This window comes from Pseudomonas sp. DTU12.3 (assembly GCF_004124275.1).
Classification (GTDB): domain Bacteria; phylum Pseudomonadota; class Gammaproteobacteria; order Pseudomonadales; family Pseudomonadaceae; genus Aquipseudomonas; species Aquipseudomonas helmanticensis.
Genome location: NZ_CP027218.1, coordinates 692,386 through 705,654, shown reverse-complemented (window position 1 = coordinate 705,654; position 13,269 = coordinate 692,386). Strand labels below are relative to the sequence as shown.

At 60.5% G+C, this 13,269-nt stretch carries 11 protein-coding genes; 7 read left to right on the top strand and 4 right to left on the bottom strand.

Features of this window, described 5'->3' with window-relative positions; translation table 11 throughout:
• Positions 1 to 101: 101 nt before the first annotated feature.
• On the top strand, positions 102 to 2,549 hold the full coding sequence (locus tag C2E19_RS03155) for a penicillin-binding protein 1A (protein WP_129387965.1): 2,448 nt from the start codon (positions 102 to 104) through the stop codon (positions 2,547 to 2,549).
• A 314-nt stretch (positions 2,550 to 2,863) separates the two neighbouring features.
• Here C2E19_RS03155 and C2E19_RS03150 read toward each other — a convergent pair whose 3' ends face one another.
• The 3 genes from C2E19_RS03150 to rpmE all read right to left on the bottom strand — a co-directional run bounded on the left by C2E19_RS03150 (position 2,864) and on the right by rpmE (position 5,359).
• On the bottom strand, positions 2,864 to 4,132 hold the full coding sequence (locus C2E19_RS03150; protein ID WP_129387962.1) for a malic enzyme-like NAD(P)-binding protein: 1,269 nt from the start codon (positions 4,130 to 4,132) through the stop codon (positions 2,864 to 2,866).
• 184 nt (positions 4,133 to 4,316) lie between these two features.
• Positions 4,317 to 5,117, bottom strand: a complete 801-nt coding sequence (locus tag C2E19_RS03145) for a thermonuclease family protein (RefSeq protein ID WP_129387910.1) — start codon at positions 5,115 to 5,117, stop codon at positions 4,317 to 4,319.
• 14 nt (positions 5,118 to 5,131) lie between these two features.
• On the bottom strand, positions 5,132 to 5,359 hold the full coding sequence (gene rpmE / locus C2E19_RS03140; protein ID WP_129387908.1) for a 50S ribosomal protein L31: 228 nt from the start codon (positions 5,357 to 5,359) through the stop codon (positions 5,132 to 5,134).
• A 288-nt stretch (positions 5,360 to 5,647) separates the two neighbouring features.
• Between rpmE and C2E19_RS03135 the strand changes: the two genes are divergently transcribed.
• Positions 5,648 to 7,867 carry a primosomal protein N' gene (locus tag C2E19_RS03135; RefSeq protein ID WP_129387906.1) on the top strand — a complete coding sequence of 740 codons (2,220 nt, stop codon included), beginning with the start codon at positions 5,648 to 5,650 and terminating at the stop codon, positions 7,865 to 7,867.
• A gap of 93 nt (positions 7,868 to 7,960) precedes the next feature.
• On the opposite strand, the gene C2E19_RS29110 is transcribed toward C2E19_RS03135, so the two are convergent.
• On the bottom strand, positions 7,961 to 8,083 hold the full coding sequence (locus C2E19_RS29110) for a hypothetical protein (protein ID WP_256661278.1): 123 nt from the start codon (positions 8,081 to 8,083) through the stop codon (positions 7,961 to 7,963).
• On the opposite strand from C2E19_RS29110, the gene argS reads away from it, so the two are divergent.
• The 5 genes from argS to C2E19_RS03110 all read left to right on the top strand — a co-directional run bounded on the left by argS (position 8,082) and on the right by C2E19_RS03110 (position 13,246).
• Complete coding sequence (argS, locus tag C2E19_RS03130) at positions 8,082 to 9,821, top strand: arginine--tRNA ligase (RefSeq protein ID WP_129387904.1); 1,740 nt, start codon at positions 8,082 to 8,084, stop codon at positions 9,819 to 9,821. The two genes, C2E19_RS29110 and argS, sit on opposite strands and share 2 nt — an antisense overlap.
• 1 nt (position 9,822) lies before the next feature.
• Entirely contained in the window at positions 9,823 to 10,530 is a 708-nt protein-coding gene (locus tag C2E19_RS03125; protein ID WP_129387902.1) for an SPOR domain-containing protein, read from the top strand.
• A 288-nt stretch (positions 10,531 to 10,818) separates the two neighbouring features.
• Positions 10,819 to 11,349: an ATP-dependent protease subunit HslV gene (gene hslV, locus C2E19_RS03120; RefSeq protein WP_064117086.1), complete on the top strand. Its 531-nt coding sequence runs from the start codon at positions 10,819 to 10,821 to the stop codon at positions 11,347 to 11,349.
• Positions 11,350 to 11,404: 55 nt separating this feature from the next.
• Positions 11,405 to 12,742, top strand: coding sequence for an HslU--HslV peptidase ATPase subunit (gene hslU, locus C2E19_RS03115; protein ID WP_129387900.1), 1,338 nt, complete (start codon positions 11,405 to 11,407; stop codon positions 12,740 to 12,742).
• Between the two features lie 126 nt (positions 12,743 to 12,868).
• Positions 12,869 to 13,246 (top strand): gamma-butyrobetaine hydroxylase-like domain-containing protein, encoded by a 378-nt coding sequence (locus tag C2E19_RS03110; protein ID WP_129387898.1) that lies wholly within the window; start codon positions 12,869 to 12,871, stop codon positions 13,244 to 13,246.
• The last annotated feature ends 23 nt before the right edge of the window (positions 13,247 to 13,269 follow it).

Below are 13,269 nucleotides of genomic sequence, written 5' to 3'. Positions count from 1 at the left end.
CCCAGCGTTTTTTTCCGCTTTTTACTGCCAGCGCGGGTCGTTCTGTGTGTAGCCGGAACCCCGTCGCCAAATTCATTCTTTGCCCTGGATGTCCAAAAGCCTTGATTCGTCTGCTGAAATTTTTCGGTTGGTCCATCGTCGCCGTTTTCTGCGGACTGCTTTTAGGTCTCAGCGGCGCGTTTCTTTACCTTAGTCCGGGTTTGCCGTCTGTGGAGGCGCTGAGAAGCATTCAGTTGCAGATTCCCCTGCGCGTCTACTCCAGCGACAACAAGTTGATCGCAGAATTTGGCGAAATGCGCCGTACGCCGATCCGTTTCGCCGACATTCCCCCCAACTTCATTAATGCGTTACTAAGTGCTGAAGACGACAATTTCGCCAACCACTATGGCGTTGATCCGAGCAGCCTGATGCGCGCCGCGACCCAATTGGTCAAAAGCGGGCACATTCAGTCCGGCGGCAGCACCATCACCATGCAGGTAGCGAAGAACTTCTTCCTGACCAGCGAACGCAGCTTCTCGCGTAAAACCACCGAAATTCTTCTGGCCCTGCAGATCGAACGGCAACTGACCAAGGACGAGATCCTTGAGCTGTACGTGAACAAGATCTATCTGGGCAACCGCGCCTACGGCATCGAGGCGGCGGCGCAGGTGTATTACGGCAAGTCGATCCGTGACATCAGCCTGGCGCAGATGGCGATGATCGCCGGCCTGCCGAAAGCACCCTCGCGCTTCAACCCGCTGGCCAACCCGGCGCGCAGCAAAGAGCGCCGCGACTGGATCCTCGGGCGCATGTACAAACTCGGCAAGATCAGCGAGCCGGACTACACCGCCGCGATCAACGAGCCGCTGAATGCCAGCTATCACGTGCCGACCCCGGAAGTGAATGCGCCATACATCGCCGAAATGGCCCGTGCCGAAATGGTCGGTCGTTATGGCAGCGACGCCTACACCGAGGGTTTCCGCGTCACCACTACAGTGCCAAGCAACCTGCAGGAAATGGCCAACACCGCGCTGCACGAAGGTTTGATGACCTACGACCAGCGTCACGGCTACCGCGGCCCTGAATCGCGCCTGCCGGGCAAGACCCGCGAAGCCTGGGCCAGCGAGCTGACCAAACAACGCACCATCAGCAGCCTCGAACCGGCCATCGTCACTCAGGTCGACAAAAACGGCCTGCAAGTGCTGACCCGCACCGGCGAAGAGCACGTCGCCTGGGACACCATGAAATGGGCGCGTCCATTCCTCAACACCAACAGCATGGGCGCCAACCCGCGTCAGCCGTCGGATGTTGCGCAAGTCGGCGATCTGGTTCGCGTGCAGCGCCAGAAAGACAATTCGCTGAAATTCAGCCAGATTCCACAGGCGCAGGGCGCACTGGTGTCGCTGGACCCGCAGAACGGGGCGATTCGCTCGCTGGTCGGTGGTTTCGCCTTCGAGCAAAGTAACTACAACCGCGCCATGCAGGCCAAGCGTCAGCCGGGCTCGAGCTTCAAGCCGTTCGTCTACAGCGCCGCGCTGGATAACGGCTACACCGCCGCGACCCTGGTCAACGATGCGCCGATCGTGTTCGTCGACGAGTATCTGGACAAGGTCTGGCGTCCGAAGAACGATACCAACACCTTCCTCGGCCCGATCCGTCTGCGTGAAGCACTGTACAAGTCGCGCAACCTCGTTTCGATCCGCTTGTTGCAGGCGATGGGCGTAGGCAAGACCATCGACTACATCACCCGCTTCGGCTTCAACAAGCAGGACCTGCCGCCTAACCTCTCGCTGGCATTGGGTACTGCGACGCTGACGCCGATGGAGATCGCCACCGGTTGGAGCACGTTCGCCAACGGCGGCTACAAGATCACCCCGTACATCATCGACAAGATCGAAAGCCGCAACGGTGACACGCTGTTCGTCGCCAATCCGCCGACCGTGCCTCAGGGCGGTTCGGCGACGGACGGTATCGCCGCGCCGGACGCGCAGTCGTTCACGGTCAATGCCGCGCCGGTTCCGGGCGAAGCGCCGGGCAACGCGGCAGTGCCACAAGCACCGGCCGTGGCTGAGCGAATCGTCGATGGCCGCACCACGTACATCCTCAACAGCATGCTGCAGGACGTGATCAAGCTCGGCACCGGTCGTCGCGCACTGGCCATGGGCCGTAGCGACATCGCCGGCAAAACCGGTACCACCAACGAATCGAAAGATGCCTGGTTCTCCGGTTACAACGCCGATTACGTGACCACGGTCTGGACCGGTTTCGATCAGCCGGAAAGCCTCGGTCGCCGCGAGTTCGGTGGCACTGTGGCGCTGCCGATCTGGATGAACTACATGTCCGCCGCACTCAAGGACAAGCCGCCGCATGTTCAGCCTGAGCCGGAAGGTTTGCTGAGCCTGCGCGTGGACCCGGTCAGCGGTCGTGCGGCGACGCCGAGCACGCCGGGTGCGTACTTCGAGCTGTTCAAGTCGGAAGACACGCCACCGTCGGTGAACGAGCTGGGCAACGGCACTGCGCCAGGCAGCCCGCTGCCGGCGGATGAGCAGGCGCCGATCGATCTGTTCTGATCCAGCGTCATTGAAAAGCCCCGCCTTCGTGAGAAGTGCGGGGCTTTTTTTATGGCTGAAGATCAAGAGCCCCTCACCCTAGCCCTCTCCCGGAGGGAGAGGGGACTTATTGGGGGATGCTCGGCAGTCGCGCCGACTTGAACGTGCCGTGCCGAATCCATAATCGACGCCACCCTTTCAGGTCGGTGTATGACTCCAGACAACTCGGTCAGTCCCCTCTCCCTCCGGGAGAGGGTTAGGGTGAGGGGCTCTCCAGGCATAAAAAAGCCCCGACTCTCACGAGCCGGGGCTTTCAGTTGAAGCGCTACAACGACTTAGCCGTTGAACACGTCATCCACGCTTTTCAGCGGGTAGTTCTTCGGATACGGCAGGGTGGCCACACCGGTCTCGATTGCCGCTTTGGCCACAGCATCGGAGATCAGGGTGATCAGGCGCTTGTCCATTGGCTTCGGAATGATGTACTCACGACCGAATTCCAGCGGAGCACCGCCGTAGGCATCGCACACGTCCTGTGGCACTGGCAGCTTGGCCAGTTCACGCAGGGCGTTGGCGGCAGCCACTTTCATTTCTTCGTTGATGCGCTTGGCGCGAACGTCCAGGGCACCACGGAAGATGAACGGGAAGCCCAGTACGTTGTTGACCTGGTTCGGGTAGTCCGAACGGCCGGTCGCCATGATCACGTCGCTACGGGTAGCGTGCGCCAGCTCCGGGGAGATTTCCGGATCCGGGTTCGAGCAAGCGAACACGATCGGGTTGGCAGCCATCGACAGCAGGCCTTCTGCGCTCAGCAGGTTCGGACCGGACAGACCGACGAACACGTCAGCGCCTGCCAGTGCGTCAGCCAGGCTGCGCTTCTCGGTAGCGTGGGCGAATACGGCTTTGTACTGGTTCAGGTCGTCACGACCGGAGTGGATCACGCCGGTACGGTCAACCATGAAGATGTTTTCGATGCGCGCGCCCATGCTCACCAGCAATTTCATGCAGGAGATGGCCGCAGCACCAGCGCCCAGGCAGACGATCTTGGCGTCAGCGAGGGTTTTGCCAGCGATTTCCAGGGCGTTGATCATGCCCGCAGCGGTCACGATCGCGGTGCCGTGCTGGTCATCGTGGAATACCGGAATGTCGCACTGCTCGATCAGAGCACGTTCGATTTCAAAGCACTCTGGCGCCTTGATGTCTTCCAGGTTGATACCACCGAAGGTGATGGAGATGCGTTTTACGGTGTCGATGAAGGCTTGCGGGCTTTCGGAGTCGACTTCGATGTCGAATACGTCGATGCCGGCGAAACGCTTGAACAGTACGCCTTTACCTTCCATCACTGGCTTGGAAGCCAATGGGCCGAGGTTGCCCAGGCCGAGAATCGCGGTGCCATCGGAAATGACTGCAACCAGGTTGCCCTTGCCGGTGTATTTGTAGGCCAGTTCAGGATCGCGAGCGATCTCACGCACTGGTTCAGCTACGCCGGGGCTGTAGGCCAGCGACAAGTCGCGAGCGGTAGCAGTGGCCTTGGTGAGCTCGACACTCAGCTTCCCTGGACGAGGATTGGCATGATATTCGAGAGCGGCAGTTTTCAGATCAGACATTTTGGCATTCCGCTTTTTACTGTTGGACAGACTGGTCAGCGAGGATACGCGCCTCGCAAAGTCCCCACAAGACTGAGCGGTCACCCCTGTCAAGCGCCTTGCCCTACGACTTTGGGCCAAGAGCCACGGCGCACAAGGGCTGGACTGTTCACAATCGACAGAAAAAATGTCTACAATTTTTTGTTCAGTGGGTGCTTTGCAACATCGCAGGATCTGTCAGCGGAAGCAGCCAACATGGCTGACCCGGTTTCACGCCGCCGCGTCGCGAGCGATCGACAATCCAGCCGCGCGCCTCGATCTGCTGGCCCTTCAGCGCCTGCAAGCGGGCATTGTCGAATTGTCCGACCAGATTGGGTGCAACGCGCAATACAAGCGCACCCTGCAACTCGATCCAGATTCCCCCGCGATTGCGCTGAACCTTGCTCACACGCCCACTTATAACGGCGAAACCCGAGCGCTGGATCTGCTCCGCTTTCAGTACAGGCGATTTCCGCCAGAGGCCCAGACCGGCCCGTCGCGCAGTGCTTTCGGCGGCTTGCTGGCAGGTGGCAAGATCGACATTCGGTGCCACCGCGACCTGGAATCCCAGGCCATCGGCGAGCATTTGCGCTTCGAAATTGGCACCGCTGACACTGTAAATATGCGCGAGCGTACGCCCGTAATGGTCTTTGGCCTGCTTACCCAGGCGCAAACCGACCCGGCCACCGCTGTCATCCACCAGGCTTTGCAGGCGTTGGCGCGCCGCCAGCGCAAACGGTTCGTCGCTGCGGCCCTGCTTGCCCAGTTCAGGGGTGTTGAGGCCGATCATCCGCACGCTGCGGCCATCGCTCAGGCGCAGGGTGTCGCCATCGACCACGCGCTGCACCGTGACGCGGGTCAATCCGGCGGGCGCCGGGCAAAAGGCCTGCGCGCCGGACAGCCAAATCGCGGACACAAAAAAGGCGCCCGCTAGGGACGCCTTTTTCAGCAACGAGGAAAAGCCCACCGGGCCCTTCAACCTTACTCTGCAGCAGCAGGTTTCTTGCCGAAAGCACCGAAACGGTCTGCGAACTTCTGAACGCGACCACCGGTGTCCAGAGTCTTCTGCTTACCGGTGTAGAACGGGTGGCATTCGTTGCACACGTCGATTGGCAGAGCTTTGCCGAAAGTCGAACGGGTTTCGAACTTGTTGCCACAGCTGCAGGTAACAGCGATGACTGGGTAATTCGGGTGGATTTCAGCTTTCATGGTGTCTTCCTCAGCTAGCGTGCCGCCATCCAACACTATTGTTGAATACCGCACGTAATTAGGCCGCGGATTCTACCAGACCTTTTCAATCACGCAAGCTGTCACCGAGACCGACCGTCTGCTAGGCTCCCGCCACTGAGCGCACTCCCCCTGTGGGAGCGGGCTTGCTCGCGAATGCGCTGTGCCAGTTAATGATTTAGTGCCTGACACAGCGCATTCGCGAGCAAGCCCGCTCCCACAATTGATCTGCGCCCAGCCCTTCTTTTGTGTTGATAGAGATCCCCCCGCGTGCCCGACGCCATTCTGCGCCTCGCTTTGCCTTCGCCCCTGCGCCGCCTGTTCGACTATCGAGCGCCGGCCGGCGTGCTGCGCGAGCAATTGCAGCCGGGCATGCGCCTGCGGGTGCCGTTCGGTCGACGCGAGATGATCGGAATTCTGGTCGAGGTCACCGACACCAGCGAAGTGCCGGTGGAAAAACTCAAACCGGCGCTGGCCCTGCTCGATGCCACGCCGCCGCTGCCACCGGCGCTGTTCAAGCTGTGCCTGTGGACCTCGCAGTATTATCAGCACAGCCTCGGCGACACCTTGAGCTGGGCGCTGCCGGTGTTGTTGCGCCAGGGCGAGCTGGCTGAAGCGCGGCAGGAACGCTTCTGGTCGATCACCCCCGGCGCCAGCCTTGATGATCCGCGCGTTGCCCGCGCGCCGCGCCAGCGTGAAGCGCTGGCAACGCTAGCCCAGCACCCGCACGGCGTCGCCCATCAGTTGCTGAGCAAACTGATGCTGAGCAAGGACAGCCTTGATCTGCTACTGGCAAAGAATCTGGTGCAGGTGGAAATCCGCCGCCACGCACCGGGCGTGCGTCACGAACACTGGTTGGCACAGCCGGAATTGCCGCTCAACGCCGAGCAACGCGCCGCCTACGAAGCGATCCGCGCCGGTTTCGACAGTTATCACGCCTTCCTGCTGGCCGGCGTCACTGGCAGCGGCAAGACCGAAGTCTATTTGCAGCTGATCCGCGAAACCCTCGAAGCCGGCAAGCAGGCGCTGGTGCTGATTCCGGAGATCAACCTCGGCCCGCAAACGCTGGCGCGCTTCGAGCAGCGCTTCAACGCGCGTATCGCCTTGCTGCACTCGGCAGTCAATGACCGCGAACGCCTCGACGCGTGGCTCGCTGCCCGTGATGGCGAGGCCGACATTATTATCGGCACTCGCTCGGCGCTGTTTACGCCGATGAAAAACCCCGGGCTGATCATCATCGACGAAGAGCACGACGGCTCTTATAAGCAGCAGGAAGGTTTGCGTTACCACGCTCGCGACCTCGCGCTGGTGCGCGCACGGCAGGAAAACATCCCGATCGTCCTCGGTTCCGCCACGCCGTCGCTGGAAAGCCTGCACAACGCCTACACCGGACGCTATGGCCTGCTGCGCCTGAATGAACGCGCTGGCGGCGCCAAGCAACCGCGCTTCTTGCGCCTGGATGTAAAAAGCCGTCCGCTGGACAGCGGTATTTCCGGACCGATGCAACAAGCCATCGGCCAGACGCTCGCCAATGGCCAGCAGGTGCTGGTGTTCCTCAACCGTCGCGGCTTTGCGCCGACGCTGCTGTGCCACGATTGCGGCTGGATGTCCGAGTGCTCGCGTTGCGATGCGCGGATGACCGTGCACCAGCGTCATGGTGAGTTGCGCTGCCACCACTGCGGCTATGTCGAACGCACGCCGCGCCAGTGTCCGAAGTGCAACAAGGTCGATCTGCGGCCCGTCGGCGCCGGCACCGAGCGCGCCGAAGAACGTTTGGCGATTCTGTTCCCGGACTATCCAGTGCTGCGCGTCGACCGCGACAGCACGTCGCGCAAAGACGCGATGAATCAGCTGTTCGCAACGATTCAGAAAGGTCAGCCGTGCATTCTGGTCGGCACGCAAATGTTGGCCAAAGGGCACCACTTTCCACGAGTGACACTGGTGTCGATCCTTGATGCCGATGGCGGTTTGTTCTCCGGCGACTTCCGCGCCAGCGAGCGCATGGCGCAGTTGATCGTGCAGGTCGCCGGACGTGCCGGGCGAGCGGAAGAGCCGGGCAAGGTGATCATTCAGACCCACCTGGCTGACCATCCTTTGCTGGTGCAACTGACCGAGCAGGGTTACTTCGCTTTTGCCGAACAGGCTTTGAGCGAGCGCCGGGCTGCCGGGCTGCCGCCGTTCGCGCACCTGGCGCTGTTGCGCGCCGAAGCGCACAAGCCGGGACAGGCTGAAGGGTTTCTTGATGAAGCGTGCAGCGAGGCCGAGCGTTTGCTGGCTGAGCAGAATCTGAGCGGGATCGAGTTGCTCGGGCCGGTGCCGGCGCCGATGGAGCGACGCGCCGGACGTTATCGCGCGCAGTTGTTGTTGCAGGCGAACGCGCGGGCACCGCTGCATCGGTTGCTGGCCAGTTGGTTGCTGGTGCTGGAGCAGATGCCGAGCGGGCGGGCAGTGCGCTGGTCCCTGGATGTCGATCCCGTCGATTTGTATTGAAGATCAAAAGATCGCAGCCTGCGGCAGCTCCTACAGGAAAACCCAGATCCCCGTGTAGGAGCTGCCGCAGGCTGCGATCTTTTGCTTTTAATGTCACCACATATCCATAACCTGCCTGCTAAGGTTGGCAAGCCCGTCTTCGCAACGGATAATGCCCAGTTTTTCCACCCGCGCACCGATGCGCCCGCCGCGCTTGCGGTCGAAAGAGAAGACCATGAAAGACACCATTCGCCAGCTGATCCAACAAGCCATCACCCAACTCGTCAACGAAGGTGTGTTGCCTGAAGGCCTGACGCCGGCGATCCAGGTGGAGAACGCCCGTGACAAGACCCACGGCGACTTCGCCAGCAACATCGCGATGATGCTGGCCAAGCCTGCGGGCATGAAACCGCGCGATCTGGCGGAAAAAATCATCGCCGCGCTGCCGGCCGACGAGAACGTCACCAAGGCCGAAATCGCTGGCCCGGGCTTCATCAACTTCTTCCAGAACACCCAGGCGCTGGCCAATCGCCTCGAAGCTGCTTTGGCTGACGAGCGCATTGGCGTGCGCAAGGCTGGTCCTGTACAGCGCACCGTGGTCGATTTGTCGGCACCGAACTTGGCTAAAGAGATGCATGTTGGTCATTTGCGCTCGACTATCATCGGCGACGGCGTGGCGCGCGTACTTGAATTCCTCGGCGACGAAGTGATCCGTCAGAACCACGTGGGCGACTGGGGCACCCAGTTCGGCATGCTGATGGCAATGCTGGAAGATCATCCAGACATGCTCAAAAGCGCACTGTCGGATCTGGAAGAATTCTACCGCGCCGCGAAAAAACGTTTCGACGAAGATCCATTGTTTGCCGACCGCGCCAGGAAGCTGGTAGTCGATCTACAAGCAGGAGATGAAGAGTGCATCAAGGCATGGAAAGGCTTTACCCACATTTCCCTGTCTCACTGCCAGGACATCTACGAAAAGCTCAACGTTAAACTGACCATGGCCGACGTGATGGGCGAAAGCGCCTACAACGACGACCTGATCAACGTGGTCAACGACCTGAAAGCGGCGGGCATGCTGGTCGAAAGTAACGGCGCGCAGTGTGTGTTCCTTGACGAGTTCAAGAATGCTGACGGCGACCCGCTGCCGGTGATCATCGTCAAGGCTGATGGAGGCTACCTTTACGCCACCACCGACCTGGCCGCCGTTCGCTACCGCAGTGGCAAGCTGAAAGCCGATCGCGCGCTGTACTTCGTCGACCAGCGTCAGGCCCTGCACTTCCAGCAAGTGTTCGCTGTGGCGCGCAAGGCCGGTTTCGTCACCCATCCGATGGAAATGGAGCACATGGGCTTCGGCACCATGAACGGCGCCGATGGCCGTCCCTTCAAAACCCGTGATGGCGGCACCGTGAAACTCGTTGACCTGCTGATCGAAGCAGAAGATCGGGCGTTCAAACTGGTACAAGAAAAGAACCCGGAATTACCGGTCGAAACTCTGCACGAAATCGCGAAAGTCGTCGGTATCGACTCCGTGAAATACGCCGACTTGTCCAAGCATCGCACCAGCGACTACAGCTTCAACTTCGACCTGATGCTGAACTTCGAAGGCAACACCGCGCCATACCTGCTGTACGCCTACACCCGCGCTGCCGGCGTATTCCGCAAACTGGACAAAGACTTCAGCGAGGTCCAGGGCCACATTGTCCTCGAAGCCGAGCTGGAACAGGATCTGGGCACCAAACTGGCACAATTCGGTGAAGTGCTGAACGGCGTCGCGGAAAAAGGCACTCCGCATATTCTGTGCACTTATCTCTACGATCTGGCCAGCCTGTTCTCCAGCTTTTATGAGAACTGCCCGATCCTGAAAGCTGAAACACCAGAACAGATGCAAAGCCGTCTGCGCCTGACCGAGTTGACGCGTCGTACCCTTAAACAAGGCCTGGAGCTGCTGGGCCTGAAAGTCCTGGAGCAAATGTAAGTTGGCTGCCAAGAAAAAACCTGCACCCAAGCGTGGCGCCAGCCGTTACCAAGCTCCTGCGAAGCAACCGATTCCGGGTTGGCTGTGGATGGCCATCGGCCTGACCGTCGGCGCGTTTATCGTGTTCCTGATGAAACTGGAGCCGGGCAAGGGCAGCGACACGGTCAAGCGCGAGAAGGTCGAACAGGCGCAGCAGCAGAAAGCGACGAAAATCGCCGAGGCCAACAAGACCCCGCCGAGCCCGACGCAACCGGTGAAGCCGAAGTACGATTTCTACACCCTGCTGCCGGAATCGGAAGTGATCGTGCCGCCGGACGCCGTGCCGGAGAAGACCCTGCCGACGCCACAGGTGCCAACCACGCCGGTAACGCCAGCGGAAGCGGCGAAGATCGACACAGCGCGCGCTCAGGCCGCGCTGGCCGGGATTACGCCACCGCCAGCACCACCCGTGAGCAAAGCCGCGCCGGTGACCAAGTTCTTCTTGCAGGCCGGTTCGTTCCGCAAGGAGACCGATGCCGACAAGGTGCGCGCGCAGATCATTCTGCTCGGCCAGGCGGTAGCGGTTGAGTCCGGCACGGTCAAGGATGAAACCTGGTACCGCGTATTGGTCGGCCCGTTCAGCAACCGCGAACAACTGACCACCGCACAGAAACAATTGGCGGGCGCCGGCTTTAGCAACCTGTTGTTACAACAACGCCAAAGCCGCTGATCCACCGATGGTGGGCACCTCTTCCTGAGGTTGCCCACAATCCCTGTGGCGAGGGGATTTATCCCCGCTGGGTCGCGAAGCTGCCCTGAAACCAGCAATTACGGTGCATCAGGCACACCGTGAATGCTGGAATAGCGACTGCTTCGCAGCCGGACGGGGATAAATCCCCTCGCCACAGTCATCACCCGCCGTTCGTCCTTCAGCGCCCCTCACGGTTGAAATCCTCTCCAGCACCCCCATATGAATGGGCATAAGGCACTTTCGCCCCGCTGTGTGGAGACTCTTCCCTTGACCACCATCGTTTCAGTCCGCCGTCACGGCAAAGTCGTCATGGGCGGCGACGGCCAGGTTTCTCTCGGCAATACCGTGATGAAAGGCAACGCGAAAAAAGTTCGTCGCCTGTACCACGGCCAGGTCATTGCCGGTTTTGCCGGTGCCACCGCCGACGCCTTTACCCTCTTCGAACGTTTCGAAGGCCAGTTGGAGAAACATCAGGGCCACCTGGTGCGCGCCGCTGTCGAGCTCGCCAAAGAATGGCGCACCGACCGCTCCCTGAGCCGCCTCGAAGCCATGCTCGCGGTCGCCAACAAGGACGCCTCGCTGATCATCACCGGCAACGGTGACGTGGTCGAACCCGAAGATGGCCTGATCGCCATGGGTTCCGGCGGCGGTTACGCGCAGGCTGCGGCCAGTGCCCTGCTGAAAAAGACCGACCTGTCGGCCCGCGAAATCGTCGAAACCGCACTCGGTATCGCCGCCGACATCTGTGTATTCACCAACCACACTCAGACCATTGAGGAGCAGGATCTCGCCGAATAAGCCTGTCCTGGCCACCGCGCCACGGCTTGTTTGTGCTTGAGGACCGCCAACTACTATGTCCATGACTCCCCGCGAAATCGTCCACGAACTCAACCGCCACATCATCGGCCAGGACGATGCCAAGCGCGCCGTCGCGATTGCCCTGCGCAACCGCTGGCGCCGCATGCAGCTGCCTGAAGAGCTGCGCGTTGAAGTGACCCCGAAGAACATCCTGATGATCGGCCCGACCGGTGTCGGTAAAACCGAGATCGCCCGTCGTCTGGCGAAACTGGCCAACGCGCCGTTCATCAAGGTCGAAGCGACCAAGTTCACCGAAGTCGGCTACGTTGGCCGTGACGTCGAATCGATCATCCGTGATTTGGCCGACGCTGCGATCAAGATGCTCCGCGAGCAGGAAATGACCCGCGTACGTCACCGCGCCGAAGACGCCGCCGAAGATCGCATCCTCGACGCGCTGCTGCCGCCGGCGCGCATGGGTTTCAGCAACGAAGAAACGCCAAGCTCCGATTCCAACACCCGTCAGCTGTTCCGCAAGCGTCTGCGCGAAGGTCAGCTGGATGACAAGGAAATCGAGATCGAAGTCGCCGAAGTGTCCGGCATCGAGATCGCCACGCCGCCAGGCATGGAAGAGATGACCAACCAGCTGCAATCGCTGTTTGCCAACATGGGCAAGGGCAAGAAGAAGTCGCGCAAGCTCAAGGTCAAGGAAGCGCTGAAGCTGGTGCGCGACGAAGAAGCCGGGCGTCTGGTCAACGAAGAAGAGCTGAAGGCCAAGGCGCTGGAAGCGGTTGAGCAGCACGGCATCGTGTTCATCGACGAGATCGACAAAGTCGCCAAGCGCGGCAATGTCGGCGGTGCCGATGTCTCCCGTGAAGGCGTACAGCGCGACTTGCTGCCGTTGATCGAAGGCTGCACCGTCAACACCAAACTGGGCATGGTCAAGACTGACCACATCCTGTTCATCGCCTCCGGCGCGTTCCACCTGAGCAAGCCGAGCGATCTGGTGCCTGAGCTGCAAGGTCGTCTGCCGATCCGCGTTGAACTCAAAGCGCTGAGCCCGTCGGACTTCGAACGTATCCTCAGCGAACCGCATGCTTCGCTCACCGAGCAATACTGCGCGCTGCTGAAAACCGAAGGCCTGAACATCCAGTTCCAGCCGGAAGGCATCAAGCGCATTGCCGAGATCGCCTGGCAGGTCAACGAGAAGACCGAGAACATCGGTGCCCGTCGTCTGCACACGCTGCTTGAGCGTCTGCTCGAAGAGGTATCGTTCAGCGCCGGCGATCTGGCCAGCACCCACGATGAGCAGCCGATTCTGATCGACGCCGACTACGTCAACAGCCACCTCGGCGAATTGGCGCAGAACGAAGACCTGTCCCGTTATATCCTGTAGGTCACTTCTCCCTGTAGGAGCTGCCGCAGGCTGCGATCTTTTGACTTTGATTTTTAACAGACAAGATCAAAAGATCGCAGCCTGCGGCAGCTCCTACAGGGTGTTCCTCTAGTCGGATGACCTGCAATGACTACTATCCCTACCGACATCAAACTGCACAAAGCCTCGAAAACCCTGACGCTCACCTACGCGTCCGGCGAGGAATACACCCTGCCCGCCGAATTCCTGCGCGTGCATTCTCCCTCCGCCGAGGTTCAGGGCCACGGCAAACCGATCCTGCAATTCGGCAAGATCAACGTCGGTCTGAGCAAGCTGGAACCGGCCGGTCACTACGCACTGAAACTGACCTTCGACGACGGTCACGACAGCGGCCTGTTCACCTGGGATTATCTCTACGAGCTGGGGCGACGTTATGACGCACTCTGGGCCGATTATCTGGCCGAGGTCAAAGCCGCTGGAAAAACCCGCGACCCGAACGAGTCGATCGTCAAGCTGATGCTCTAGCCCGAGCCTTGCGCTCATTAGAG